The organism is Xanthomonas sp. AM6 (assembly GCF_025665335.1).
Taxonomy (GTDB): domain Bacteria; phylum Pseudomonadota; class Gammaproteobacteria; order Xanthomonadales; family Xanthomonadaceae; genus Xanthomonas_A.
This window is the reverse complement of the sequence record NZ_CP106869.1, coordinates 3562643-3588203: the sequence shown is the minus strand read 5'-3', so window position 1 is coordinate 3588203 and position 25561 is coordinate 3562643. Positions and strand designations below refer to the sequence as shown.

Here is a 25561-nt window from a genome sequence, read left to right as displayed (position 1 = left end):
TCCTCGCGTTCGGCGCGCCGCGGCCGCCGGAGGCGGCGGTGCTGCTGCTGTGCGTGCTGCTGCTGACCGCGGCGCTGTGGCGCTGGCAGCAGCGCGACGCCGGCCAGCGCCTGCGCACCCTCGGCGGCCTGCTCGAGGCGTTGCGCGAGGGCGACTACAGCGTGCGCGTGGCGCAGGACGCGCGCGATCGCGATGCCGACGGCCTGCTGCAGCGGTTCAACGCGCTGGCGCAGCGGCTGCAGGACGAACAGCGCGACTCGCACGAGAGCCTGCAACTGCTGAGCAAGACCCTGGCGGCGCTGGACGGGGCGGTGTTCGCGTTCGAGCAGGACCAGCGCCTGCGCCTGGTCAACCCGGCCGGCGAGCGCCTGCTCGGTGCCGCCGCCGAGCAGCTGATCGGGCGATCGGCGCAGGCGCTGGGCCTGTCCGCATTGTTCGCGTTGCCGTCGGGCAGCATCCACGCGCATGCCTTCGCCGGCCAGCAGGGGCGCTGGCAGATCGGCCACGCCGCGCTGCGCAGCCGCAGCCAGGCCGGGCAGCTGCTGCTGGTGCAGCCGATGGAGCGTGCGCTGCGCGAGGAGGAAGCGCAGGCCTTCCGCCGCCTGTTGCGCGTGCTCAGCCACGAGATCAACAACTCGCTGGCGCCGATCGCCTCGATCGCCGACACCCTCGCGCGCCTGCTGGCGGCCGCGCCGGCCACGCTCGATGCCGACCTGCACGCGGACCTGCGCAACGGCCTGGCGCTGATCGAGCAGCGCAGCGCGGCCTTGCAGCGCTTCCTCGGCGGCTACGCGCGCCTGGCCAGGCTGCCGGCGCCGGTGCCGGCGGCCGTGGCGCTGGCGCCGCTGTGCGCGCGCGTGCAGCGGCTGCTGGACGATGCGCGGGTCCAGGTCGAAGTCGAGCCACAGCTGCACCTGCACGCCGACGCCGACCAGCTCGAGCAGGTGCTGATCAACCTGCTGCGCAACGCGCTGGAATCCGGCGGCAGCGCGCCGGTGGCGCTGCGCGCGCGCCGCGACGGCGCCAGCGCGCTGATCGAGATCCTCGACGGCGGCGCCGGACTGCCGCCCAGCGACAACCTGTTCGTGCCGTTCTTCACCACCAAGCCCGGCGGGTCGGGCATCGGCCTGGTGTTGTCGCGGCAGATCCTGGAGGCGCAGGGCGGCAGCCTGAGCCTTGCGCCGCGCGGGGAGGCCGGCGGCAGCGTCGCCACATTGCGCCTGCCGCTGGCGCCCGGCGGCAACGACGCGTGATGTAGCTGGATTTTTCCGCAGCGCTCGCCGCCAGCACGGCGTTGCGGCGGCCGTGCGGGGCGATCAGTCGCGGCGTCGAAGCCGGAAGGGATCCGGTTTCGGTGACAGTCGGGAGCGATGGCCGGGGCACCAGGAGTCGCTTCCACGATCGGCCGCGTGGATGACGTCCGACGGGCAGCGCTCGTTGTGGGAGCGACTTCAGTCGCGACGGGCCTTCCCGAGCAATCATCGCGACCAATGTCCCGCAGTCCACCCGCAGGCTCGGTTCGCCGGCCTCGACGAACGCCGCGCGCGCCACGTCGCCACGTCGCCGCCGCAACAGGCAAAATAGCCGCTTCCATCGGGAGCAAGCATGTCGCAGGACGAGACCGCCGCCACGCGCACCGCGCGGCGCAGCTGGCGCGGGGCGCGCCTGCTGCCCAGGCTGCATCGGGGCCGGCTGCGTTGGGGCATGCCGCAGTGGCGCGTGCTGCGCTGGGGCACGGCCGCGTTGCTGGCCACGCTGTTGCTGCTGGACCTGGCGTTCCCGTTGCCGCTGCCGAAATCGCGCGACACCTCGACCCTGGTGGTGGCCGCCGACGGCACGCCGCTGCGCGCCTTCGCCGACGGCGATGGCGTGTGGCGCTATCCGGCCACGCCACAAAGCGTTTCCCCGCTGTACCTGCAGGCGCTGCTGAACTACGAGGACCGCTGGTTCTGGCACCATCCCGGGGTCAATCCGTGGGCGCTGCTGCGCGCCGGCAAGCAGTGGGCGTTCTCGCGCCGCATCGTCTCCGGCGGTTCCACCCTGACCATGCAAGTGGCGCGGATCTTGATGCCGGACAACGTCAGTACGCGCAGCCCGCTGGGCAAGCTGCAGCAGCTGCTGCGCGCGCTGCAGCTGGAAGTGCACCTGAGCAAGCGCCAGATCCTGCAGCTGTACCTGGAGCGCGCGCCGTACGGCGGCACCATCGAGGGCGTGGAGGCGGCGAGCTGGGCCTACCTGGGCAAGCCGGCCGCGCGCCTGTCGCAGGCCGAGGCGGCGCTGCTGGCGGTGCTGCCGCAGGCGCCGAGCCGGCTGCGCCCGGACCGGCATCCGGAAGCCGCGCGCGCGGCGCGCGACAAGGTGCTCGAGCGCATGGTCGACCTGCACGTATGGTCGCGCGCGCAGGTGGACGATGCGCGCATCGAACCGGTGGTGGCGCGTTCGCTGCAATCGCCGATGCATGCCGCGCTGCTGGCCGAGCGCCTGCGCCGGCAGTCGCCGCGCGCCGCGCACATCGTCTCGACCATCGACGCCGACCTGCAGCGCACCCTGGAGGACCGGGTCAGCGCGTATTTCTCGCAATTGCCCGAGCGCACCTCCGCCGCGCTGCTGGTGGTGGACAACCGCGACCTGCAGGCGCGCGCCTACATCGGCTCGGTGACGTTCGGCGACCGCAAGCGGCTCGGCGACGTGGACATGGTGCAGGCCTGGCGTTCGCCCGGCTCCACGCTCAAGCCGTTCCTGTACGGCATGGCCCTGGACGATGGTCTGATCCATTCGGAGAGCCTGCTGGTGGACGCGCCGCAGAGCTTCGGCGACTACCGCCCGGGCAATTTCGACGAGGCGTTCAACGGCCCGGTCGGCGCGGCCAGCGCCCTGCGCCTGTCGCTGAACGTGCCGGCGGTGGACCTGCTGGAACGGGTTGGGCCGGCGCGCTTCGCCGCGCGCCTGAACAACGCCGGCATCGGCCTGAAGTTCCCGCGCGGCAGCACCCCGAACCTGGCGCTGATCCTCGGCGGCACCGGCGCGCAGCTGGAGGAACTGGTCGGCGCCTTCGCCGCGCTCAATCGCGACGGCATCGCCGGGCACGTGCGCTATACCCCGGCCGACAAGGCCATCGACCGGCGGCTGATGTCGCCCGGCGCGGCCTGGATCGTGCGCGAGATCCTGGAGGCCAATCCGCGCCCCGGCTACGGCGTCGGCACCTTCGACGTCGGCACCCGCCCGCGGGTGGCGTGGAAGACCGGCACCAGCTACGGCTACCGCGATGCCTGGGCGATCGGCAGCACCCGCCGCTACACGGTCGGGGTCTGGGTCGGGCGCCCGGACGGCACCCCGCTGCCAGGCCAGTACGGCGCGGTGACCGCGCTGCCGCTGATGTTCGAGACCATCGACAGCCTGCCGCGCGCGCGCGGCGACAACGCGCCGCGGCCGATGCCGGCCAACGTGCAGCAGCTGGACGTGTGCTGGCCGCTGGGCATCGCCGCCGAACAGACCCCGCCCGCCCTGTGCCAGCGGCGCTTCGCCGCCTACGCGCTGGACGGCGCGGTGCCGCCGACCTTCGCCGAGCGCGACGCGCGGCTGTGGAGCGCCGGCCGCGACACGGTGCAGGTGGACGCGCGCAGCGGCCTGCGCCTGTCGCCCGACTGCGCGCGGCCGCACCAGGCGGTGCAGCGCGAGATCGCGCGCTGGCCGGCGCTGCTGACGCCGTGGCTGCATGCCAGCGAACGCCAGGCCGGGCAGTTGCCGGCGCTGGCGCCCGACTGCCGCGACGACGGCCGCGGCGGCAACGACGTGCTGCGCATCGAAGGGCTCAACGACCGCGCCACCCTGGCGCGCGCGCCGGGCAGCCCCAGTGTGCGCCTGCAGGTGCGCGCGCTGGGCACCACCGCGCCGGTGGACTGGCTGCTGGACGGGCGCTGGATCGCCCGCACCGAGGGCGCGCGCAACTTCCAGCGCGATTTCGCCGAGGCCGGCGAACACACCCTGACCGCGCTGGCCAGCAACGGCGCCTGGACCCAGGTGCGGTTCCGGGTGTTGCATTGAGTGCGCGTGCATTGCGCGACGCGGGATGTGGAGCGTTCGACCTTGCTGCTTGCAGTCGCAGGTGTGTCGTGGGAGCGACTTCAGTCGCGACGGGCTTTGCCGGTAACGCCCGTCGCGACTGAAGTCGCTCCTACAGATGTGCGTCCCGCGCGGCTCCATCGGGAAGAGCCTTCTCGGGCTTGCGCCTTCTGTAGGAGCGGCTTCAGCCGCGACCAATGCCTTGCGGATGGATCCTGTCGCGGCTGAAGCCGCTCCTACATGGAGCGGGTGCTCGGCGCGTCATGCGGACGCGCGATCCTGTTCGGCCGCGAAGGCGTTACCGGCGAATCCCGCCGCGGTCGCCACCAAAAAAAGCGCCCGGCGAGTGCCGGGCGCTGGATTGCATCGCGTACGACCGGGCGGTTACTTCCCGATCCATCCTTCCAGCATGTCCGAGAACTCGTCGGCGTGCTCTTCCTCCTGGGCCAGGATCTGCTCCAGGATGCGCTTGGTGGTGGTGTCCTTGTCGCCGACGAAGTTGATCATCTCGCGGTAGCTGTCGATGGCGATGCGCTCGGCGATCAGGTTCTCCTTGACCATGTCGCGCAGGTCCTCGCCTTCCTTGTATTCGGCGTGCGAGCGCGCGGTCAGGGTGTCGGGATTGAGGTCCGGTTCGCCGCCCAGCTGCACGATGCGCTCGGCCAGCTTGTGCGCGTGTTCCTGCTCCTGCTGCGCGTGCTCCAGGAACTCGGCCTTGACCGAATCGGCGAGCATGCCCGAGGCCATGAAGTAGTGGCGGTAGTAGCGCAGCACGCACACGTATTCGGTGGCGAGCGCATCGTTGAGCAGCTTGATCACCGCCTCGCGATCGGCGCTGTAGCTCTTGGTGATCGCGCCGTCCTCGATGCTCTGGCGGGCGTTGGCGCGCAGCGTGGCGGTATCGGTGAGGCCGGCGGTGTTCTGCAGCGGCTTGGCGTCGTTGGCTGGCTGATTGGACATGGCTGGCCGGTTCCTGTGTGGTGGGAAAAGGGATGTCAGTCGGGAAGGTGCTGCAGCACGTAGTCGGCGGCGGACACCTTGAATTCGCCCGGCGCCTCGACGAACAGCGCGCGCACCACGCCGTCGTCGGCGTACAGCGCGAAGCGCCGCGCCCGCACGCCCATGCCGTAGCTGCTGGCGTCCATTTCCAGGCCCAGCGCCTTGGCCAGGTCGCCGTTGCCGTCGGACAGCATCTGCAGGCCGTCGGGCACCAGTTGGCTCTTGCCCCAGGCCTGCATCACGAACGGGTCGTTGACCGCCATGCAGTACACCTCGATGCCGCGCTTGCGGAATTCCTCGAAGTGCTCCACGTAACCGGGCAGGTGCTTCTCCGAGCAGGTCGGGGTGAACGCGCCGGGCACCGCGAACAGCAGCGCGCGGCGGCCGTCGAACAGGCTGCGCGTGTCCACCTGCTCCACACCCTCGCGGATGCGCTGCAGGACCACTTCGGGAATGCGATCGCCGGGCTGGATGGACATGTCGGGCTCCTTGGGTGAACCGAGTCTAGGAATCGGCATGGAAAGGCAGCGTCAAGGCCCTTGAAAAGCGCGGGCCCATTCCTATCTGGCAGGCATGGCGGCGGGCCCGGCCCGCCACCGCCCACCACCCGTCAGGGTTACCTCAATTCACGTTGCAGGAGACTACGATGAGCATCGTCCGTTATCGCCAGTTGCCGGCCCAGGCCGCGTTCCAGAACGAGATCAAGCAGGTGTTCGACCGCTTCTTCGACCCCAACGGCGGCACCGACGAATCGGCCGTCGTCACCGCGCAGTGGGTGCCGCGCGTGGACATCAAGGAGGAGGCCGAGCGCTTCGTGCTGTACGCCGACCTGCCCGGCATCGACCCGTCGGAGATCGAGGTGTCGATGGACAAGGGCATCCTGTCGATCAAGGGCGAGCGCAAGAGCGAATCCACCGCCGACAGCGAGCGCTTCTCGCGCGTCGAACGCCGCTACGGCAGCTTCCACCGCCGCTTCGCGCTGCCCGACAGCGCCGATCCCGACAACATCTCCGCCAGTGGCTACCATGGCGTGCTGGAAGTGCGCATCCCCAAGCGCCCGGCGAGCACGCCGCGCCGGATCCAGGTCGACACCGGGGCCACGATCGTGCAGTAAGCGCCCGCCCGCGGCGGCGGCGCCATGGCGTCGCCGCGCCTTCGCGGCCGGCCGGTAGAATGGCCGGGCGATGGTGCGCAGCATGCAACCGGCCCGTTGCCGCAAGGCGGCGGGCCGACTCTTTTTGAGGTGATGGATGGAATTCAAGGATTACTACGCCACCCTGGGCGTGGAGCCCAGCGCGGGCGACGCCGAGATCAAGACCGCGTACCGGCGGCTGGCGCGCAAATACCATCCCGACGTCAGCAAGGAGGCCGGCGCCGAGGACAAGTTCAAGGCGATCAACGAAGCCTACGAGGCGCTGCGCGACCCGCAGAAACGCACGGCCTACGACCAGTTGCGCGCGCAGGGCTACCGCCCGGGCGAGGAGTTCCACGCGCCGCCCAACTACGGCGGCGCGCAGGGCTTCGACTTCGAGGAAGTGTTCGGCAACGGCGGCGCCGGCGGCGGCTTCAGCGATTTCTTCGAGAGCCTGTTCGCGCGCCAGCAGCGCGCGCGCCAGGGCGGTCCCGGCCCGGGCCCGGGCGCGGCGCCGCGCGGCGATACCCGCGCCAAGCTGGCGGTGCCGCTGGAGGCGGTCTACAGCGGCGACAGCGTGCGCATCACCATCAACGGCAAGCAGCTGGACGTGCGCGTGCCCAAGGGCGTGCGCCCGGGCCAGGTGATCCGGCTGAGCGGGCAGGGCAACGGCGGCAGCAACCTGCTGCTGGAGATCGAATACGCCGCGCACCCGCAGTTCGAGGTGGACGGGCTCAACATCCTGTACACGCTGCCGGTGACCCCGTGGCAGGCGGCGCTGGGCACCAGCATCAGCGTGCCGACCCTGGGCGGCGCGGTGGAGCTGAAGATCCCGCCGGACTCCGACGCCGGGCGCAAGCTGCGCCTGCGCGGCCGCGGCCTGCCCGGTACCCAGCAGGGCGACCAGATCGTCGAACTGGAAGTGCTGGCGCCGGCGCCGGAGACCGAAGCGCAGCGCAAGGCGTACCGGAATCTGGCCAAGGCGTTCGGCGAGGCGGTCTGAGGGGCCGGGATGGCGGGATGCCGGGATTGGGGATTCGGTGAGTTTCCCACCGCTGTGGGAGGGGCTTCGGCCCCGACGCCTTCCCGGCAATGCGCCGGGGCCGAAGCCCTCCACAAAAAGCGCGGGGCCGGCAGCGCAGGCTAGCCCCGGCTTCCCAACCCGAATCCCCCAATCCCCAATCCCGGCCCCTCAGCGCCCCTCGCCGCTGAACACCCGCTCGATCACCTCCGACAGCTCGTCCTCGGAGAACGGCTTGGTGATGTAGGCGCGGGCGCCCTGGCGCATGCCCCACATGCGGTCGGTGTCCTGGTCCTTGGTGGTGACCAGGATCACCGGGATGTTCTGCGTGCTCGGCTCGCGGCGCAGGGTGCGGGTGGCCTGGAACCCGTTGAGGTTGGGCATCACCACGTCCATCAGCACCAGATCCGGCAGCGCCGCCTTGGCCGCTTCCACCCCGGCCGCGCCGTCGGTGGCGGTGAGCGTCTCGTGGCCCAGCTTCTCGACGATGCGCTGGATGCCGAGCAGCTGCGACGGCGAATCGTCGACGATCAGGATGCGTGCCATGTGTTTCCCCCTTGGAAGCACGAGTGTAGTGGCAGCGCCGCGCACCCGGAAAGCGGTGCGCGTCACAAACCCCGGGCCGCGTCTACGCGGCCGGATCCAGCCGCACCACGGTGCGCCCGAACGACTGCCCGGCCAGCATCGTCGCGAACACCTCCGGCAGCCCGGACAGGTCCACCTCGCGGGTGCAGATCGCCTCCAGGTGGCGCGGCTTCCAGTCGCTACCCAAGTGCTGCCAGATGCGGTCGCGCAGGTCGCGCGCGGTGCCGGCCGAGCCGATGCCCAGCAGCGACACGCCGCGCAGGATGAACGGCATCACCGTCATGTCCAGCCCCGGGGTGGCCGCCAGGCCGGCGCTGGCGACGTTGCCGTACGGCGCCGTCTGCGCCAGCAGGCTGGTCAGCATCGCCCCGCCGACGTTGTCCAGGCCGCCGCCGAAGCGCACCGATTCCAGCGGGCGCTTGCTCTGCAGCGCCTCGCGCCCCAGCACCTGGCTGGCGCCCAGCGCCTTCAGGTGCTCGACGCGGTCGGCCTTGCCGCTGACCGCATGCACCTCGAAGCCGGCGCGGCTGAAGATGTCGATCGCCAGCGAGCCGACCCCGCCGGTGGCGCCGGTCACGCACAGCGGGCCGTGGTCCGGGGTCTGCCGGTTGTCGAGCAGGCGCAGCAGCGCCAGCGCCGCGGTGAAGCCGGCGGTGCCCAGCACCATGCTCTCGCGCAGGCTCAGCCCGGCCGGCAGCGGCACCACCCACTTGGCCTCCAGCCGCGCGTACTGGCTGTAGCCGCCGTCGCGGGTCTCGCTCAGGCCGCAGCCGGTGACCAGCACCGCGTCGCCCTCCTTGAACCCCGGGTCGGTCGAGGCCACCACGTGCCCGGCCACGTCGATGCCGCCGACCAGCGGGAAGCGGCGCAGGATCTTGCCCTGGCCGGTGCCGGCCAGCGCGTCCTTGAAGTTCACCGACGACCAGGCGCCGCGGATCACCACTTCGCCCGGGCTGAGCTGGTCCAGCCCCACCGGCTCGACCGCGGCACGGTAGCCGGCGTCGTCCTGGTGGATGCGGAAGGCGGGGAAGCGGGCGGGGACGGACATGGCAAACACCTTGGTTGGCACGAAGGAATGCACCAAGATAGCCCTTTCGAAACGTCCGATCTGCCCCATCTTGTAGAATCGGCGACTCACTTACGGTGACCGGCGCGGACCGACGCGCCGCCACCTTTCCTTCTTGGAGCATGCATGGCCTGGAATACACCCGGCGGCAAGGGCACAGATGGCCCGGACAATCACGGGCGCAATCCCTGGAAGCCGCGTGGCGGCAATGGCGGCGGCAGGTGGGGCGGGATGCCCGGGCCCTTGAAGGACTTGTTCGGCGGCGACGGCGGCAACATCGGCCGCTGGGTGCTGGGCGGCGCGGTGCTGTTGCTGCTGTTCAGCAGCTTCCAGCTGATCGGCGAGCAGCAGCGCGGCGTGGTGCTGCGCTTCGGCCAGTTCTCGCGGATCCTGCAGCCGGGCCCGAACTTCAAGCTGCCGTGGCCGATCGAGTCGGTGCGCAAGGTCAACGCCACCGAGATCAAGACCTTCAGCAACCAGGTGCCGGTGCTGACCCGTGACGAGAACATCGTCAGCGTCTCACTCAACGTGCAGTACCGCATCGACGACCCGCGCATGTACGTGTTCGGCTCGCGCAACGCCGACCAGGTGCTGGAGCAGGCCGCGCAGAGCGCGGTGCGCGAGCAGGTCGGCCGCGCCGACCTCAACGTGGTGCTGAACAACCGCGGGCCGATGGCCACCGCCGCCCGCGAGCGGCTGCAGGCCGCGCTCAGCGCCTACCGCACCGGCCTGATCGTGACCGGGCTGACCCTGCCCGACGCGCGCCCGCCGGAAGAAGTGAAGCCGGCCTTCGACGAGGTCAACGGCGCCCAGCAGGTCAAGGAGCGGCTGATCAACGAGGCCCAGGCCTACGCCGCCAAGGTGGTGCCGGAAGCCCGCGGCCAGGCCGCGCGCACCCGCACCGTGGCCGAGGGCTACAAGGAAGCCTCCATCGCCCGCGCGCAGGGCGACGCCGAGCGCTTCACCCTGCTGCAGCAGCAGTACCAGAACGCGCCGGAGGTCACCCGCAAGCGGCTGTGGCTGGAGACGGTGCAGAAGGTGCTGGCCGAGAACCGCAAGGTCATCGGCGGCGACGGCCGCCAGCTGATCTACGTGCCGATGCCGGCCGACGGCGGCAAGAGCGCCGGCAGCGCCGCGCCGCCGGCGTCCAACAGCGGCGGCGTGCCGACGCTGCCGCAGGAGGTCCTGATGCCGTCGCTGTCCAGCAGCCCGGCCGAGAGTATCCGCAGTCCGGAGCGCAGCCCGCGCCCGAACGGCCGTGAGGAGGTGCAGCGATGAGAATTTCCCTGTGGGCGGGCGTTGCGGTGGTCGCGTTGTTCGCGCTGCTCAGCTCGGTGTTCGTGGTGCGCGAGGACCAGACCGCGATGGTGCTCAACCTGGGCCGCGTGGTCCGCGCCGACCTCAAGCCGGGCCTGCACTTCAAGCTGCCGCTGGTGGAGACCGCGCGCGTGTTCGACCGCCGTTTCCAGGTGCTGGACACGCCGCCGGCGCGCTACTTCACCGCCGAGCAGAAGGACGTCAGCGTCGACTTCTTCGCCATCGGCTACATCTCCGACGTGCGCGCCTTCTACCGCGCCACAGGCGGCGACGAGAAGGTGGCCAACGCGCGCCTGGCGCCGATCATCATCGATTCGCTGCGCAACCAGATCAACGCGCGCACCCTGCAGCAGCTGGTCTCCGGCGACCGCAGCGAGCTGATCGCGCAGCAGTTGAAGGCGATCAATGCCGGCGGCAAGACCCTGGGCATGCAGATCACCGACCTGCGCATCAAGCAGATCGACCTGCCGACCGACAGCCAGGTGATCACCGACGTGTACGAACGCATGCGCGCGCAGCGCAAGCAGGAAGCCAGCAAGCTGCGCGCCGAGGGCGAGGAGCAGGCGCTGACCATCCGTGCCCAGGCCGACCGCGAGAGCACCGTGCTGGTCGCCGAGGCCGAGCGCGACGCGCAGAAGCTGCGCGGCGAGGGCGATGCGCAGGCCGCCAGCATCTACGGCAAGGCCGGCTCCGCCGACCCGTCGTTCTACGCGTTCTACCGCAGCCTGGAGGCCTATCGCGGCGCGATGGCCGACGGCAACGCGGTGATCGTGCTGGACAAGAACGATCCGTTCCTGCAGTACCTGAAGAGCGAGCGCTGAGAGGCCGGGATTTGGGATTGGAGATTCGGGATTCGCAAGAGCGGGTCCTGATTCCCCGTTCGGCAAGGGTAGCCGCATCTTGCGTGCGGCCCTTGTAGGAGCGGCTTTAGCCGCGACAGGTGTTCCGGAGAAAGCCCGTCGCGGCTAAAGCCGCTCCTACAGGTTGCGGAGCGCCACCCTGCTGCGCTCACTCATCCGCCCCTTACCGCGAGAACTCCCATGCACGATCTGATCGCCGCCGTGTGCCTGGTCGTCATCTTCGAGGGATTGTTCCTGCTGGTCGCGCCGGACGCCTGGAAGCGCCTGGTGCAGCAGATGCTGGCCATGCCGGCGGCGCAGCTGCGGATCGCCGGCGGCGTGGCGCTGGCGGTGGGGCTGCTCGCCCTGTGGTGGGTCCGCGGCTGAGCCGCGCCGTCCCGCGTCCGCTGAACGCGTCGCCGCAGGGGGTGGTGACGGTCACCCAAAACCCGGATAATGCACAAAAGCCGGCCGGGCCCGCTCCATGCGAGCGTCTCGACCGGCTTTTTCCGTGTAGGGGCCTGTCGCCGCCTGGACGCTCCCCGATGGAGCGGCCGCCGGTATCGCCAGCTGCCCCTGCATGGCCACCATACCCGTGCGGCCCCGATGGCCGCGCAGCAAACCAGGAGTTACCCAGCCATGGGTCAGTCAGTAGTCGTGCTCGGCGCCCAGTGGGGCGATGAAGGCAAAGGCAAGATCGTCGATCTGCTCACCGAGGAAATCGGCGCCGTCGTGCGCTTCCAGGGCGGCCACAACGCCGGCCATACCCTCGTCATCAACGGCAAGAAGACCGTCCTGCACCTGATCCCGTCCGGCATCCTGCGCGAAGACGCGCTGTGCCTGATCGGCAACGGCGTGGTGATCTCGCCGGCCGCGCTGCGCAAGGAAATCGAGGAGCTGGAAACCTCCGGCGTGGAAGTGCGTTCGCGCCTGAAGATCTCCCCGGCCGCGCCGCTGATCATGCCGTACCACATCGCCCTGGATCAGGCCCGCGAGAAGGCCGCCGGCGGCAAGGCCATCGGCACCACCGGCCGCGGCATCGGCCCCGCGTACGAAGACAAGGTGGCGCGCCGCGGCATCCGCATCGCCGACCTGCATTACCCGCCGCAGCTGGAAGAACTGCTGCGCACCGCGCTGGACTACCACAACTTCGTGCTGACCAAGTACCTGGGCGTGGACGCGGTCGATTTCCAGAAGACCTTCGACGAAGCGCTGGCCTTCGGCGAGTACGTGCAGCCGATGAAGTACGACGTGGCCGGCATCCTCCACGACCTGCGCAAGCAGGGCAAGCGCGTGCTGTTCGAAGGCGCGCAGGGCGCGTTGCTGGACATCGACCACGGCACCTACCCGTACGTCACCAGCTCCAACACCACCGTCGGCGGCGCGCTGGCCGGCACCGGCGTCGGCGCCGATGCCATCGACTACGTGCTCGGCATCGCCAAGGCCTACGCCACGCGCGTCGGCGGCGGCCCGTTCCCGACCGAGCTGGACGACGAAGTCGGCCAGGGCATCCGCGACCGCGGCGCCGAGTACGGCGCCTCCACCGGCCGCCCGCGCCGCTGCGGCTGGATGGACATCGTCGCGCTCAAGCGCGCCGTGGCCATCAACGGCATCTCCGGCCTGTGCATCACCAAGCTCGACGTGCTCGACGGCATGGAGAAGCTGAAGATCTGCATCGCCTACGAGTACCGCGGCAAGCGCACCGAGTACGCCCCGCTGGACGCGCAGGGCTGGGAAGAGTGCACCCCGGTGTACCTGGAGTTCCCGGGCTGGACCGAGAACACCCACGGCATCACCGAGTGGGACAAGCTGCCCGCCGCCGCCCGCGCCTACCTGCGCGCGCTGGAGGAACTGGCCGGCTGCCCGATCTCGATCGTCTCCACCGGCCCGGACCGCGACCACACGATGGTGCTGCAGGATCCGTTCGCCTGATCCGGCGTCCCGGCGCATGCCGGGACCTGTCGTGCAGAGAGGCCCCGCAAGGGGCCTTTCTCGTTTGGGCAATGCGCTGCGCGCACGGCTCAGGCGCGGAGGCTGCATCTTCCGGAAGCGGCAGCAGGACTGCGCCGTGGAGCCAAGGCGCGAAGCGCATGGCGCTGCACGCGCGGGCGCTCGAGCAGGGGCGCTCCTGGCCCCGTGCGTCCTTGTACGAAATGCCGCAGATGGGCGATGCGCAACCGTGCCGTCGCGCGTCCCGGTGCGTGCCCGCTTGCGCGAGCCGCGGCAAACGGTCCGCAACGCGCAAGGCCCCGCCGCGGCGGGGGCGTCGTGTCCGTCGTCGCCCGGGCACGCCTGGCTGCCCGCGAGGTGTGCCGCGGCAACCGGCAGGGCAGGCGACGCGCCCGCCGGTGGCGTGGCATGGCGCCTTGTGCCGGTGCCGGTCGCGCTCAAGAAAAGCGCACTGTCGCCGCTAATGGGCCAACAGGCTGGCGTGGTGGTAGTGCAGCGACACGGTCCAGCGCATCACGTCAATGGCGGAATGGCACAGGTCCGACCCCGTGCGCCGCAGGATCCGGGGAGAGCAGCAGTGCGCAGTCGTTTCGTTTGGCAGCCGCTCGGCGCGCTGCTGTGGTCGGTCGCGCTTGCGCTGCCGGCGGGGGCCGCGACGGAGCCGGTGCCGCCGGCCTGCGCGCAGCCGCAGGAACTGCCCGCCTGCGTGGCGGACCTGCGCAAGCAGGATCCCGCCGCGGCGCTGCGGTTGGGCGAACCCGCCTGGCAGGCCGGCGGCGACGCGCCCGGCCGCGTCGCGCTCGGCCTGGAACTCGTGGAGGCGGCCGCGGCGGCCAATCGCCCCGAACGCGTCGTCGCCATCGGCTCGGCGCTGCGCGCGCGGACCGACCTGTCGCCGCCGCAGCGGCTGCGCCTGCTCAAGCGACTCAATGGCGCCATCTGGCACAGCCGCGACGCCGCGCGCATCGCCGAACTCGAGACCGAGATGGGCAAACTCGAACGCGCGCTGCCGGCGGAGCCTGCCCTCGCCGAGCTGTGGCGGCAACTCGCCGCGTCCTACTACCGGATGGGCGACCAGGACGATGCGCTGCGGGTCGCGCGCCTGGCGCTGTCCAAGGTCCGCCGCCACCCGGACCTGGTCGAGTACAACGCCAACCAGATCGTCTTCATCGTCTCCGCACAGCAGGGACGGCTGCCCGATGCCATCGCCGCGTTGCTGGAGGTCGAGCGCGTCGGCAAGGCGCTGGGCAAGCCGGCCGATCCGGCCTTGCTGCACAACGCCACCGGCCTGTTCGTCTATGCCCACGAATGGCCCAAGGCGATCGACCATGGCCAGCGTGCGCTGGCCGCCTACGACGCGAACCCGCGCAAGGGACTGGCGCGCTCGGATGTGCTCAACAACCTCGGCTCGGCCTACGAAGGCGCCGACCAACTGCAACGCGCCGAGGCGATCTACCGGCAGGCGCTGGCCAGCGCACGCGCCGAAGGCGGCGCATCGCTGGCCGGCCCGTTGAACAACCTCGCCAACGTGTTGCGCCGGCAGCAACGCCCGCGCGAGGCGCTGCCGCTGCTGCGCGAGGCGGCCGCCACGATCGATGCCGGCACGCGCGGTGAGAACGGCGACAACGGCGAGGCGGCCATCGTCCATTCCAACATCGGCGTGACGTTGGCCGATCTCGGCGAGCGCGAGGCGGCCGCTACCGAGTTCGAACGGTCGCGCGCCCTGTTCGCGCAGTCGGACAACGTGCCGCGGCGCCTGGAACTGTACCCGCGCATGATCGACAACCTCGACGCGCTCGGCCGCAGCCGCGAGGCGCTGGCGCTGATGCGCGAGTACAAACAGGTGAACGACGACGCGGTGAACGTGGAGTCCAAGACCCGCATCGCCGAACTCGAATCGGCGGTGGACCTGGCGCGCAAGGAAAGCGAACTGGCCGCGGTCGGCCGCGCGCGTGCCGCCGAACAGGCCGCCTACGCGCAACTGCAGGCGCGCGAACAGCGCCAGCGCACCATCGTCTACGGCCTGTTCGCCGCATTGCTGACGCTGGCCGCGTTCGTCGCCTGGACGGTGCGCGAGGCGCGTGCGCGCCGCCGCATCAACGCCGAGCTGGCACACAAGAACGGCGAGATCCAGGCCCAGCACCGCGAACTGGAGCAGCTCAACGCGGCGATCCGTCGCCAGAGCGAGGAGGACGCGCTGACCGGGCTGCGCAACCGCCGCTACGTGACGGCCTGGCTGCAGGCGCGCGCTGCCGCGCCGGCGGCGGCGCACGAGCCGCTGCTGGTGGCGTTGCTGGACATCGACCACTTCAAGCGCGTCAACGACCTGCACGGCCACGAGGGCGGCGACCATGCGCTGATGCACCTGGGCGATCTGCTGCGCGAGTGCGCACGCGGTTCCGACGTCATCGCCCGTTGGGGCGGCGAGGAATTCCTGTGGCTCTGTCCAGGCGGTACCCTGGCAGACGCGCCGGTGCTGTTCCAGCGCCTGCGCGAACGCCTGCAGGCCGAGCCGCTGCTGCGCCCCACCGGCGCGGTCGCGCTCACCGTGTCGATGGGCGCGAGCCTGTTCCCGGCGCAGCCCGGCGGCGACTGGCTGCTGAGCCTGCGCATCGCCGACGCCGCGCTGTACCGCGCCAAGCATGCCGGCCGCGATCGCTGGGTCGCGCTGGCCCTGGATCACGACGCGTCGGTGCCGGCCGATGCCGGCGCGGACCTCTCCCTCGATGCGCTGCAGGCCCAGGGCCGCGTGCGCCAGAGCGGCGGCACCGGCGAGGACAGCCGAGCCGCAGCGCGGACGATGGAGTAGGGCGCGCTGCCCGCGCATTCGATCGCGGCCGCGGCGGCGTGGGGCGCCGCATGGATGCGCTTGCGGCCGGCAACGCGCGGCGGTGCCGCATCGCCCCTGCACGCTCCTGCGCCTCGGCAACGGTTGTCGCGGCGACGCGGTGCGCCCGGTCTCCCGCGGCCGCATGCGAACGGCGGTGTGCGAAAGCGCCGCGAGCGACCTGATTCTCCGCTGTCTCCGGTCCAGGCGGCTGCGCCAATCGTTGCGCCACCTCGGTATCCTGCGCCGGCCCATTCAAGGACCCCCATGCGCCAGATCCTGACGACCGCCATTGCCCTGGCCTTGGCCAGCGTTTCCCCGTGCACGCTGGCCCAGCCGGATGGCCCCGCGCCCGGCGTCGCCGCCGCGGTCACCACGCAATTGCCGCGCACCGCCAGGCCGCGCCACTACGCGCTGGAGATCACCCCGCACGCCGACAAGATGAGCTTCGACGGCAAGGTCCGGATCGAACTCGACGTGCTGCAGCCCACCGACCGCATCGTGCTGCAGGCCGCCGACCTGCGCTTCGGCCAAAGCACCCTCACCGGCGGCAACGCCAAGGCCGCACTGGTCGCCAAGGTCGTCGCCGACGCCGAGGCGCAGACCGCCAGCTTCGTCTTCGCCAAGCCGCTGGCGCCCGGCAGCTACGTGCTGACCATCGCCTACAGCGGCATCATCAACACCCAGGCCAACGGCCTGTTCGCGCTGGACTACGCCACGCCGCACGGTCAGCGCCGCGCGCTGTACACGCAGTTCGAGAATTCCGACGCGCGCCGCTTCCTGCCGTCCTGGGACGAACCCGACTTCAAGGCCACCTTCGACCTGGCGGTGATCGCGCCGGCCGCGCAGAGCGTGGTCGGCAACATGCCCGTGGCCAGCACCACCGACCTCGGCCATGGCTTGAAGCGCGTGGCGTTCCAGACCACGCCGAAGATGTCCACCTACCTGCTGTTCCTGGGCATGGGCGATTTCGAGCGTACCGCGCTCACCGGCGACAACGGCACCGAGATCGGCGTGATCGCGCAGCAGGGCAAGGCCGAGCAGGCGCGTTTCGCGCTGGAGTCCGGCCGCGACGTGCTGCGCGAGTACAACGCCTACTTCGGCGTGCCGTACCCGCTGCCCAAGCTGGACAACATCGCCGCGCCGGGCAGCAGCCAGTTCTTCAGCGCCATGGAGAACTGGGGCGCCATCTTCACCTTCGAACATTCGCTGTTGCTGGACCCGGCCGTGTCGGACGTCACCGACCGCCAGCGCGTGTTCACCACCGCCGCGCACGAGATCGCGCACCAGTGGTTCGGCGACCTGGTGACCATGGCCTGGTGGGACGACCTGTGGCTCAACGAAGGCTTCGCCACCTGGCTGGAAGGCCGCACCACCGCCAAGTTGCATCCGGAGTGGGACATCGACAGGACCGGCCCGGCCCACGACAGCCGCGCGGCCATGGGCCGCGACGCCTACGCCACCACCCACCCGGTGGTGCAGACCGTGGCCACCGTCGAACAGGCCAGCCAGGCCTTCGACGGCATCACCTACCAGAAGGGCGCGGCGGTGATCGGCATGCTCGAGGACTACGTCGGCGCCGAGGCATGGCGCGACGGCGTGCGCCGCTACATCGGCAAGCGCGCCTACGGCAACGCCGTCACCGGCGATCTGTGGCAGGAAATCGACGCCGCCGCCCCCGGCAAGCAGTTCCTGCAGGTGGCGCACGACTTCACCCTGCAGCCCGGCGTGCCGCTGATCAAAGTCGCGACAAGCTGCAACGCCGGCACCACCGTCGTGCGCCTGGAGCAGGGCGAATACACCCTCGACCGCCCCGACAAACAACCGCTGCACTGGCACGTGCCGGTGGCCGTGCGCAGCGGCGACAAAGACGTGCGCGTGCTGGTGGACGGCAACGCGCAGCTGCAACTGCCCGGCTGCGCCGCTCCGGTGCTGGTCAACGCCGGGCAGAAGGGCTACTACCGCACGCTGTACGCGCCCGCGCAGTTCAAGGCGCTGACCGACGGGTTCGGCACATTGCCGGTGGTGGACCAGCTCGGCGTGCTGCTGGATACCAGCGCACTGGCCAGCGTCGGCCTGCAACCGCAAGCGGATCTGCTCGGCCTGGCCGACAAGGTGCCGGTGGGCGCCGCGCCGGACCTGTGGGCCGCCGTGTCCGGCATCTACGCCGACATCGACGACATGTTCCAGGGCGACCCGCAGGCCCAGGCGGCCTGGCGCCGCTACGCGCTGTCGCGATTGGCGCCCGAGTTCGCCACGCTGGGCTGGGACGACCGCAAAGGCGATTCCGCCCAGGTCCAGCAACTGCGCGCGCGCCTGATCGACACCCTCGGCGGCATGGGCGACGCCAACGTGATCGCCGAAGCGCACCGCCGCTTCGCCACGTTCCAGGCCGATCCCAAGGCCTTGCCGCCGGAACTGCGCAACAGCGTGCTGGGCATCGTCGCGCGCAACGCCGACGCCGCCACCTGGGACGCCCTGCACCGCATGGCGCAGCAGGAAACCGCCGCGATGATCCGCGACCAGGACTACCTGCTGCTGGCCGCCGCCAAGAACGACGCCCTGGCGCAACGCGCCCTGGACATGGCGCTGACCGACGAGCCCGGCGCCACCAACAGCGCCTCCATGATCTCGAGCGTCGCGCGCGAGCACCCGGACCTGGCCTTCGATTTCGCCGTGGCCCACCGCACCCGCGTGGACACCTTGATCGACACTACCTCCCGCGCCCGCTACTACCCGCACCTGGGCGCCGGCTCCGACGACCTGAAGATGGTCGACAAGATCCAGGCCTATGCCGAGCGCTACCTCGCTGCAACGTCGCGGCGGGATGCGGAGGCGGCGATTGCCGATATCCGCACGCGGGTGAAGCTGCGGGCGCAGCGGGTGCCGGAGATCAAGGCGTGGTTGGGGGGGCGGAAGGGGTGAGGGTGGGCGGTGGCTGGTTGAGTGCGGCTGGCTCCCGATCAGGGAGCCTTTGCCCGGCCCGGCCAAAAGGCTTTGCAAATACCCAGATTGGGTAGAAATCTACCCAATTGGGGTAGAGGGCGGGCGGGTGGTGCGCGCGGGTTGTAAGGCCCGCGTCGCTTGCCGAGGACAGCGGCGAAGTTGAAGTCGCAGCACCCACCTGCCATCATGCGTTGCAATTGCAATGCATGAGGTGTCGCATGAAATCCGCATCCCTTCCTTCGCTTCGGGTCGATCCTGCGCTACGCGAGGCCGCCGAGGCGGTGTTGCAAAAGGGCGAAACCCTGTCCAGCTTCGTCGAGCAGTCCGTGCGCGCCCAAGTGCAGCTGCGGCAACAGCAGGATGCGTTTGTCGCGCGTGGCCTGGCATCGCGCGACAGCGCCCGGCAGTCGCGCCGCTACATTGAAGCGAAAGACGTGCTGGCTGGACTGCAGTCCCAGCTGGATACGGCCCGGAAGGGCTAAGCCAGCGTGAGATTTACCGTCCGCTTCACGGAGGAAGCGCGCGAAGACCTCTCGCGCCTCTACGACTGGCTGCTGCAACGTGCAGAGGGCGACTTCACCGTGGCCGAGCGTGCGCTGCAGGCCATCCGAGACGGCATCACCGTGCTTGAACTTGCGCCATTGAGCTGCCGCAAAGCCCGCCTGGGTGATCCATTTCTGCGTGAGTTGGTCATCGGCTTTGGCGCCAGCGGCTATGTGCTGCTGTTCGAGGTCGAGGACAGCCAATGCGTCACCGTACTGGCAGTTCGGCATCAGCGCGAAGACGACTATCACTGATATCCCTGCTGCACCCGACTCGATCCTACGGATGCACCATTCTCCCTCTGGAAACATTACTTTGAACCACGCTTCCCTTTCCGCCTTCATCTGGTCTGTTGCTGACCTGCTGCGCGGTGATTACAAACCGCATGAGTATGGCAAGGTCATCCTGCCGTTCACTGTGCTGCGCCGTCTGGACTGCGTGCTCGCGCCAACCAAGGCTGCCGTCCTGAAAGAACTGGATGCCAAGACCAAAGCTGGCCTGAATCCTGAGCCCTTCCTGCTGCGTAAGGCTGGGCAAAGCTTCTACAACACCTCGCCGCTGAACCTGGCCAAGCTGCTGGGCGACCAGGACAACATCCGCCAGAACCTCTATACCTACATGAAGGCGTTTTCGCCGGCGGCGCGCGATATCTTCGAGCGATTTGATTTTTTTACCCAGGTCGACCGACTAGCCAAGGCCAACCTGCTGTACCTGGTCACCGAGAAGTTCGCCAATATCGACCTGCACCCCGATGCGGTGGACAACGCCACCATGGGCTCGGTGTTCGAAGAACTGATCCGCAAGTTCGCGGAAATCTCCAACGAGACCGCCGGCGAGCACTTCACGCCGCGCGAGGTCATCCGGCTGATGGTCGGCCTGCTGTTCATCGAGGACGACGACGTGCTGACGCCCGGCAATGCCGTGGTGCGCACCATCTACGACCCCACCGCTGGCACCGGCGGCATGCTGTCCATCGCCGGCGAATACCTGGCCGAGCACAACCCGCGGGCGCGGCTGACCATGTACGGCCAGGAGCTCAACGACGAGTCCTACGCCATCTGCAAGGCCGACATGCTGATCAAAGGCCAGGCGGTGGAGAACATCGTCCCCGGCAATACGCTCAGTGATGATGGCCACGCCGGGCATAAGTTCGACTACATGCTGTCCAACCCGCCGTTCGGCGTGGAATGGAAGAAGGTCGAAAAGAGCGTGCGTGCCGAGCACGAAACCAAGGGCTTCGATGGCCGCTTCGGCCCCGGCCTGCCGCGGGTGTCCGATGGCTCGATGCTGTTCCTGATGCACCTGCTCAGCAAGATGCGCCCGGCGCGCGACGGCGGCAGCCGTTTCGGCATCGTGCTCAATGGCTCCCCATTGTTCACCGGCGCCGCTGGCAGCGGCGAAAGCGAGATCCGTCGCTATGTGCTGGAAAACGACTTGGTGGAAGCCATCGTCGGCCTGCCCACCGACATGTTCTACAACACCGGCATCGCCACCTATGTGTGGATCCTGTCCAACAAGAAGCCCGACGACCGAAAGGGCTGGGTGCAGCTGATCGATGCCGGCAGCTTCTGGCAGAAGATGCGCAAGAGCCTGGGTTCCAAGCGCAAGGAGATGGCGCCGGCCCATATCGACACCGTCACCCGCCTGTTTGGCGACTTTGCCGAGGCCGAGCTGGTCAGCGTGCTCGACGCCGCCGGCAACGCGCTGGGCCAGCCGCAGCTGGTGACCAATACGCAGGCCGCACCGCAGCCCCCGGAAGGCGGCCGCCTCAAGCGCGTTCCCATCGCGCGCATCTTCAAGAACGAGGATTTCGGCTACACCACCATCACCGTCGAGCGCCCGTTGAAGGACGAGGCCGGCAACGTGGTGCTGGGCCTCAAGGGCAAGCAGAAGGGCAAGCCGCAGCCGGACAGCGCCCTGCGCGATACCGAGAACGTGCCCTTGGATCAAGATATCAGCGAATACTTCGCCCGCGAAGTGCTGCCGCATGCGCCGGATGCGTGGATCGACGAGGACAAGAACAAGGTAGGCTACGAGATCCCATTCAACCGCCACTTCTACGTGTTCGAGCCGCCGCGCAGCCTGCACACCATCGATGAGGAACTGAAGGCGGTGACGGCCAGCATCATGAAAATGCTGGGGGAACTGGCGGAATGACGTTGCCGATGTATCCGGAGTACAGGGACAGTGGCTTCGATTGGCTTGGCGAGGTGCCAGCGCATTGGGGAGTGAAGCGGATGCGCTTCGCCATGCAGCTCAATCCGTCGAAGGCAGAGATTTCCTCGATGGACCGTGACTCAGAAGTTTCTTTTTTGCCGATGGAGGCCATCGGTGACAACGGTAGTCTCAATCTTGAAAGGACGCGTCCTATTTCCGAGGTGGAAACCGGCTACACATACTTTCGCGATGGCGACGTGTCGGTTGCAAAAATCACTCCGTGTTTCGAGAACGGCAAAGGCGCTTTGATGGCTGGGTTGCACTACGGCGTCGGCTTTGGCACTACCGAGCTGATTGTCGTGCGCCCAAATCCGTCAGAAGTCAGCGGCCCATTGGTGAACTGGATCTTTCGATCACCAAATTTTCGTGAACAGGGAACGGCAAGCATGTATGGCGCAGGCGGACAAAAGCGTGTGCCTGATGATTTCGTGCGTAATCTTTTTTGGGCTTTTCCTCCGACGGATGAGCAGGCCGCCATCGCCGCCTTCCTCGATCGCGAAACCGCCAAGATCGACGCGCTGATTGCCGAGCAGGAAAAACTCATCGCCCTGCTGGCCGAAAAGCGCCAAGCCACCATCTCCCACGCCGTCACTAAAGGCCTGAACCCAGACGCTCCAATGAAGGATTCCGGCATCGTCTGGCTGGGCGATGTGCCGGCGCATTGGGATGTCGGCAAGATTCAATCTTTTGCCAAGCGTGAGTCTGGGCATACGCCAAGCCGGCAGCACCCGGAATACTGGGAAGGATGCACCATTCCGTGGTTCTCACTTGCGGATGTGTGGCAAATTCGATCGGGCAAGGTCAAGTACGTGAACGAAACGAAAGAGTTGGTGAGCGAGCTCGGTCTTGCCAATTCCTCAGCAAGGTTGCTTCCAAGGGGAACTGTAATTCTGTCCCGCACCGCCTCGGTCGGTTATTCCGCCATCATGGGTTGCGAGATGGCTACCACTCAAGATTTCGTGAATTGGATTTGCAAGCAGGATCTTTTGTCGGAATTTCTTCTTTATGTACTTCGAGGTATGCAGCCGGAGTTTAATCGGTTGATGATGGGATCCACCCATCAGACGATTTATATGACGGATATCGCGAGGCTCATGATGGCCAAGCCTCCAGTTGAGGAGCAGCAAGAGATTATTAATTTTCTTGAGATCAAGGTAAGCAAGCTGGACACCCTCAAAGATGAGGCCGAAACTGGTATTGGCCTTCTCAAGGAGCGTCGCAGCGCCCTAATCGCCGCCGCCGTCACAGGCAAGATCGACGTGCGCGGCCAAGTTGAGAACATCGCCATATGAACAGTCATCCACAGACCATCCAGATCTTTCTCCCCTCCGGGGATCCGCAGGGCGTGCGTGTTGCCGAGATCACCACGCGCATTGTGCGGATGATCGAAGTGCCGCGCAGCCTCGTGGCCGAATTTTTGGCGATGCCGGAGTCTGAGCAGGTGGGCGTGTATTTCCTTTTTGGCGAGGATGAGACGAGTGGTCGCGAGCAGGCTTATATCGGACAGAGTGGACTGCTGAGGCAACGGTTGTCCGAGCACAACACAAAAAAGGATTTCTGGAACCGTGCAGTGGTGGCGGTCTCGTTGACCCAGAGCCTGACCAACACGCATGCAATTTACCTTGAGTGGTGTTCCATCCAGCAAGCCAAAGAGGCCGGGCGTTATCAATTGCACAATGGGACCGGTGGTGGACGGCCGCACGCGCCTGCGCCGATGGAAGCGGATTGCCGCGAGATCCACCAGACACTCCGAGTGCTGCTGGCGACGATGGGCTATCCGATCTTCGAGCCACTGCGAAAGCTACAGGCCTCTGCCGCGGTTCAGAAGCCTCGCTATCACTGCCGTGGTCCAGAGACCGAAGGCCTTGGCGAGTACACCACCGAGGGCATGGTGGTCCTGAAGGGCTCTACTGGACGCTTTGAAACGGTCGCATCAGTCCCTGATCGGTTGATCGCGACGCGTAAGGAGTTGCTGGAGCAGGGGGTGCTATCCGCTCGGGGGGCTCAGATCCGGTTTGAGGTCGACCACCTGTTCCGGTCGCCCAGTGCTGCATCTGGATTGCTGCTGGGTCGCTCGTCCAACGGCTGGGACGATTGGAAAGATGCTTCCGGCCGTTCCTTAGATACGGTTGAGCGACAGGCAGTGCAGGATGGTGTGGGTGCTGTGAGCGGTCGCCATTCGGGCGAAGTCGTTGTTGGGTGACTGGAGCGGCAATCAGGAGGGGGCAAGGCAGCGCCGATGAGCCATCCATGTTCTAGGCTGGCTTTAACATAGGCCACTTTGATTTTCTTAGGCAACACTGGCGATCACATGGAGCCGCTCGCGGCGTCTTGGTTAAACTCTTCAAATGATACGAGTTGATGTCCAACCTGAATTGTTGCGCTGGGCGCGGGACCGCGCGGGTCTGGATGCGCGGGCGTTGACAGTGCGGTTCCCAAAGCTGCCGGAGTGGGAGGCGGGTGATCTGCAGCCCACGCTGCGGCAGCTTGAAAGCTATGCGCGTGCGACGCACGCGCCCGTGGGCTACTTCTTCCTGCCGAGGCCGCCCGAGGAACCGCTTCCCATTCCGGACTTTCGTACCATCGGGGATCGTGCCGTCGCCCGGCCGGGCGCCGACCTGCTGGACACGCTCTATGCCTGCCAAGCTCGACAGGCCTGGTATCGCGATGAGGCGCTAGTCACGGGCCAGCGGCCGTTGCCGTTCATCGGAAGCATGGACCTTTCCATTACGCCAGAACGTGCCGCCGAGCAGTTGCGGCTGACGCTGGGGTTCAGCGTGCAGGCGCGACGGGAATGTCCCAGCTGGACCGAGGCATTGCGCTTGTTCATTGCCCAGGCCGACGCGCTTGGCGTGCTGGTGATGGTCAGCGGCGTGGTGGGCAGTAACAACACGCGTATTCTGAATCCTGAGGAATTTCGCGGGTTTGCGTTGACGGACGCGCTGGCGCCGCTGGTGTTTATCAATGGAGCGGATAGCAAGTCCGCGCAGATGTTCACGCTGGCACACGAACTGGCGCATCTGTGGCTTGGGCAATCGGCGTTGAGCGATGCCGGCGTCGAGGGAGCCGGCCGGCCGCAACATGGCGCTGACGTTGAACGCTGGTGCAACCAGGTTGCCGCCGAGTTGCTGGTGCCTTTGCCCGTGTTTGTTGCGGCCCTGCGTGATGGCGAGCTGTTGGAAGAAGCGCTGCGCAGGCTCGCGCGGGAGTTCAAGGTCAGCACGCTGGTGGTGCTGCGCAGGATGCTAGATGCCGGCAGGCTAAGCCGCGATGCCTTCTGGCAGGCATTTCGTGCCGAGCAGGCTCGGTTGGCGGCGATCCAGGCAACAAGCAGTGGTGGTGGCGATTTTTATAGCACGACAACCGCGCGGGTGGGCAAGCGTTTTGCCCGTTCCCTGGTGGAGAGCACGCTCGAAGGCCGTACGCTATATCGCGACGCCTTCCAGATGCTGGGAATCGCGAAGACAGGAACATTCAACGAGCTTGGCCGCTCACTGGGACTGCCGACCTGATGGCTTATCTGCTGGATGCAAATGTCTTTATCCAGGCCAAGAACCTGCAATACGGGTTCGATTTCTGCCCGGCGTTCTGGGATTGGCTGGTGATGAAGCATGCGGCCGGGAATGTTTTCAGCATTCGCCAGGTTGGCGAAGAGCTACAGGCCGGTGAGGACGATCTGGCCGTGTGGGCGCACGCGCGCGGCGATGCATTCTTCCTTCCGCCTGACAATGCGGTGTTGGCTGCTGCTGCGCGGGTCAGCGCATGGGTTGCTAGCCAGCAATACGAGCCGGTCGCGGTGAACACCTTTCTGCAGGTCGCCGATTACTGGCTGGTGGCGTTCGCGTTGGCGGCAGGCCACGCCGTGGTGACGCATGAAGTGCCAGCCAATTCAACAAGGAAGATCAAGATTCCCAACGTCTGTGTAGGGCTTGGCGTGCGCTTCTTGACGCCATACCAGATGCTTCGACAGGAACGCGCGCGATTCGTGCTGGGGCCTCCCGCGCTTCCGGCGGCGCCGGCACCATTGATTTAAATAAGCAGCAAAGAATGCCAACAG

Annotated in this window: 21 protein-coding genes; 17 read left to right on the top strand and 4 right to left on the bottom strand. The window is 68.0% G+C overall.

The window, feature by feature from the left end; genetic code table 11:
- The first annotated feature begins 746 nt into the window (after positions 1 to 746).
- On the top strand, positions 747 to 1253 hold the full coding sequence (locus OCJ37_RS15205) for an ATP-binding protein (RefSeq protein ID WP_263113702.1): 507 nt from the start codon (positions 747 to 749) through the stop codon (positions 1251 to 1253).
- A 352-nt stretch (positions 1254 to 1605) separates the two neighbouring features.
- Entirely contained in the window at positions 1606 to 4044 is a 2439-nt protein-coding gene (gene pbpC / locus OCJ37_RS15200; RefSeq protein ID WP_263110567.1) for a penicillin-binding protein 1C, read from the top strand.
- 402 nt (positions 4045 to 4446) lie between these two features.
- Here the strand turns inward: pbpC and OCJ37_RS15195 are convergent, their stop codons facing one another.
- A complete protein-coding gene (locus tag OCJ37_RS15195; protein WP_263110566.1) occupies positions 4447 to 5022 on the bottom strand; it encodes a ferritin-like domain-containing protein in 576 nt (191 codons plus the stop codon).
- 35 nt (positions 5023 to 5057) lie between these two features.
- Positions 5058 to 5540: a peroxiredoxin gene (locus OCJ37_RS15190; RefSeq protein ID WP_263110565.1), complete on the bottom strand. Its 483-nt coding sequence runs from the start codon at positions 5538 to 5540 to the stop codon at positions 5058 to 5060.
- A gap of 167 nt (positions 5541 to 5707) precedes the next feature.
- Between OCJ37_RS15190 and OCJ37_RS15185 the strand changes: the two genes are divergently transcribed.
- The gene (locus OCJ37_RS15185; protein ID WP_263110564.1) at positions 5708 to 6175 is read left to right on the top strand and encodes an Hsp20/alpha crystallin family protein; all 468 of its coding nucleotides are present in this window, start codon (positions 5708 to 5710) and stop codon (positions 6173 to 6175) included.
- A gap of 136 nt (positions 6176 to 6311) precedes the next feature.
- Complete coding sequence (locus OCJ37_RS15180) at positions 6312 to 7196, top strand: DnaJ C-terminal domain-containing protein (protein ID WP_263110563.1); 885 nt, start codon at positions 6312 to 6314, stop codon at positions 7194 to 7196.
- A gap of 189 nt (positions 7197 to 7385) precedes the next feature.
- On the opposite strand, the gene pilH is transcribed toward OCJ37_RS15180, so the two are convergent.
- Positions 7386 to 7760 carry a twitching motility response regulator PilH gene (pilH, locus tag OCJ37_RS15175; protein ID WP_263110562.1) on the bottom strand — a complete coding sequence of 125 codons (375 nt, stop codon included), beginning with the start codon at positions 7758 to 7760 and terminating at the stop codon, positions 7386 to 7388.
- 82 nt (positions 7761 to 7842) lie between these two features.
- A complete protein-coding gene (locus OCJ37_RS15170) occupies positions 7843 to 8847 on the bottom strand; it encodes an acrylyl-CoA reductase family protein (protein ID WP_263110561.1) in 1005 nt (334 codons plus the stop codon).
- Positions 8848 to 8991: 144 nt separating this feature from the next.
- On the opposite strand from OCJ37_RS15170, the gene hflK reads away from it, so the two are divergent.
- From hflK to OCJ37_RS15105, 13 genes are all read left to right on the top strand, one after another.
- Positions 8992 to 10143 (top strand): FtsH protease activity modulator HflK, encoded by a 1152-nt coding sequence (hflK, locus tag OCJ37_RS15165; protein WP_263110560.1) that lies wholly within the window; start codon positions 8992 to 8994, stop codon positions 10141 to 10143.
- A complete protein-coding gene (locus tag OCJ37_RS15160) occupies positions 10140 to 11003 on the top strand; it encodes a protease modulator HflC (protein ID WP_263110558.1) in 864 nt (287 codons plus the stop codon). The genes hflK and OCJ37_RS15160 overlap by 4 nt, the downstream gene beginning before the upstream one ends.
- 219 nt (positions 11004 to 11222) lie before the next feature.
- Positions 11223 to 11408: a DUF2065 domain-containing protein gene (locus OCJ37_RS15155; RefSeq protein ID WP_263110557.1), complete on the top strand. Its 186-nt coding sequence runs from the start codon at positions 11223 to 11225 to the stop codon at positions 11406 to 11408.
- Positions 11409 to 11660: 252 nt separating this feature from the next.
- Positions 11661 to 12953, top strand: coding sequence for an adenylosuccinate synthase (locus tag OCJ37_RS15150; RefSeq protein ID WP_263110556.1), 1293 nt, complete (start codon positions 11661 to 11663; stop codon positions 12951 to 12953).
- Between the two features lie 595 nt (positions 12954 to 13548).
- Positions 13549 to 15780, top strand: coding sequence for a diguanylate cyclase (locus tag OCJ37_RS15145; RefSeq protein WP_263110555.1), 2232 nt, complete (start codon positions 13549 to 13551; stop codon positions 15778 to 15780).
- A gap of 285 nt (positions 15781 to 16065) precedes the next feature.
- Positions 16066 to 18723, top strand: a complete 2658-nt coding sequence (locus OCJ37_RS15140; RefSeq protein ID WP_263110554.1) for a M1 family metallopeptidase — start codon at positions 16066 to 16068, stop codon at positions 18721 to 18723.
- Between the two features lie 239 nt (positions 18724 to 18962).
- On the top strand, positions 18963 to 19226 hold the full coding sequence (locus tag OCJ37_RS15135) for a YlcI/YnfO family protein (protein ID WP_263110553.1): 264 nt from the start codon (positions 18963 to 18965) through the stop codon (positions 19224 to 19226).
- Between the two features lie 6 nt (positions 19227 to 19232).
- The gene (locus tag OCJ37_RS15130) at positions 19233 to 19541 is read left to right on the top strand and encodes a type II toxin-antitoxin system RelE/ParE family toxin (RefSeq protein WP_263110552.1); all 309 of its coding nucleotides are present in this window, start codon (positions 19233 to 19235) and stop codon (positions 19539 to 19541) included.
- Between the two features lie 61 nt (positions 19542 to 19602).
- Positions 19603 to 21444, top strand: a complete 1842-nt coding sequence (locus OCJ37_RS15125) for a type I restriction-modification system subunit M (protein WP_263110551.1) — start codon at positions 19603 to 19605, stop codon at positions 21442 to 21444.
- Complete coding sequence (locus OCJ37_RS15120) at positions 21441 to 22796, top strand: restriction endonuclease subunit S (protein ID WP_263110550.1); 1356 nt, start codon at positions 21441 to 21443, stop codon at positions 22794 to 22796. The genes OCJ37_RS15125 and OCJ37_RS15120 overlap by 4 nt, the downstream gene beginning before the upstream one ends.
- Positions 22793 to 23707, top strand: coding sequence for a GIY-YIG nuclease family protein (locus OCJ37_RS15115; RefSeq protein ID WP_263110549.1), 915 nt, complete (start codon positions 22793 to 22795; stop codon positions 23705 to 23707). Before OCJ37_RS15120 ends, OCJ37_RS15115 begins: the two co-directional genes overlap by 4 nt.
- Before the next feature lie 145 nt (positions 23708 to 23852).
- Positions 23853 to 25016, top strand: coding sequence for an ImmA/IrrE family metallo-endopeptidase (locus OCJ37_RS15110; RefSeq protein WP_263110548.1), 1164 nt, complete (start codon positions 23853 to 23855; stop codon positions 25014 to 25016).
- Positions 25016 to 25537: a DUF4411 family protein gene (locus tag OCJ37_RS15105; protein ID WP_263110547.1), complete on the top strand. Its 522-nt coding sequence runs from the start codon at positions 25016 to 25018 to the stop codon at positions 25535 to 25537. Before OCJ37_RS15110 ends, OCJ37_RS15105 begins: the two co-directional genes overlap by 1 nt.
- Positions 25538 to 25561 lie beyond the last annotated feature (24 nt).

Coding starts and splice junctions, on each gene's coding strand:
- pbpC (WP_263110567.1), top strand. CDS start 1,606: ATGTCGCAGGACGAGACCGCCGCCACGCGCACCGCGCGGCGCAGCTGG.
- OCJ37_RS15195 (WP_263110566.1), bottom strand. CDS start 5,022: ATGTCCAATCAGCCAGCCAACGACGCCAAGCCGCTGCAGAACACCGCC.
- OCJ37_RS15190 (WP_263110565.1), bottom strand. CDS start 5,540: ATGTCCATCCAGCCCGGCGATCGCATTCCCGAAGTGGTCCTGCAGCGC.
- OCJ37_RS15185 (WP_263110564.1), top strand. CDS start 5,708: ATGAGCATCGTCCGTTATCGCCAGTTGCCGGCCCAGGCCGCGTTCCAG.
- OCJ37_RS15180 (WP_263110563.1), top strand. CDS start 6,312: ATGGAATTCAAGGATTACTACGCCACCCTGGGCGTGGAGCCCAGCGCG.
- pilH (WP_263110562.1), bottom strand. CDS start 7,760: ATGGCACGCATCCTGATCGTCGACGATTCGCCGTCGCAGCTGCTCGGC.
- OCJ37_RS15170 (WP_263110561.1), bottom strand. CDS start 8,847: ATGTCCGTCCCCGCCCGCTTCCCCGCCTTCCGCATCCACCAGGACGAC.
- hflK (WP_263110560.1), top strand. CDS start 8,992: ATGGCCTGGAATACACCCGGCGGCAAGGGCACAGATGGCCCGGACAAT.
- OCJ37_RS15160 (WP_263110558.1), top strand. CDS start 10,140: ATGAGAATTTCCCTGTGGGCGGGCGTTGCGGTGGTCGCGTTGTTCGCG.
- OCJ37_RS15155 (WP_263110557.1), top strand. CDS start 11,223: ATGCACGATCTGATCGCCGCCGTGTGCCTGGTCGTCATCTTCGAGGGA.
- OCJ37_RS15150 (WP_263110556.1), top strand. CDS start 11,661: ATGGGTCAGTCAGTAGTCGTGCTCGGCGCCCAGTGGGGCGATGAAGGC.
- OCJ37_RS15140 (WP_263110554.1), top strand. CDS start 16,066: ATGCGCCAGATCCTGACGACCGCCATTGCCCTGGCCTTGGCCAGCGTT.
- OCJ37_RS15135 (WP_263110553.1), top strand. CDS start 18,963: ATGAAATCCGCATCCCTTCCTTCGCTTCGGGTCGATCCTGCGCTACGC.
- OCJ37_RS15120 (WP_263110550.1), top strand. CDS start 21,441: ATGACGTTGCCGATGTATCCGGAGTACAGGGACAGTGGCTTCGATTGG.
- OCJ37_RS15115 (WP_263110549.1), top strand. CDS start 22,793: ATGAACAGTCATCCACAGACCATCCAGATCTTTCTCCCCTCCGGGGAT.
- OCJ37_RS15110 (WP_263110548.1), top strand. CDS start 23,853: ATGATACGAGTTGATGTCCAACCTGAATTGTTGCGCTGGGCGCGGGAC.
- OCJ37_RS15105 (WP_263110547.1), top strand. CDS start 25,016: ATGGCTTATCTGCTGGATGCAAATGTCTTTATCCAGGCCAAGAACCTG.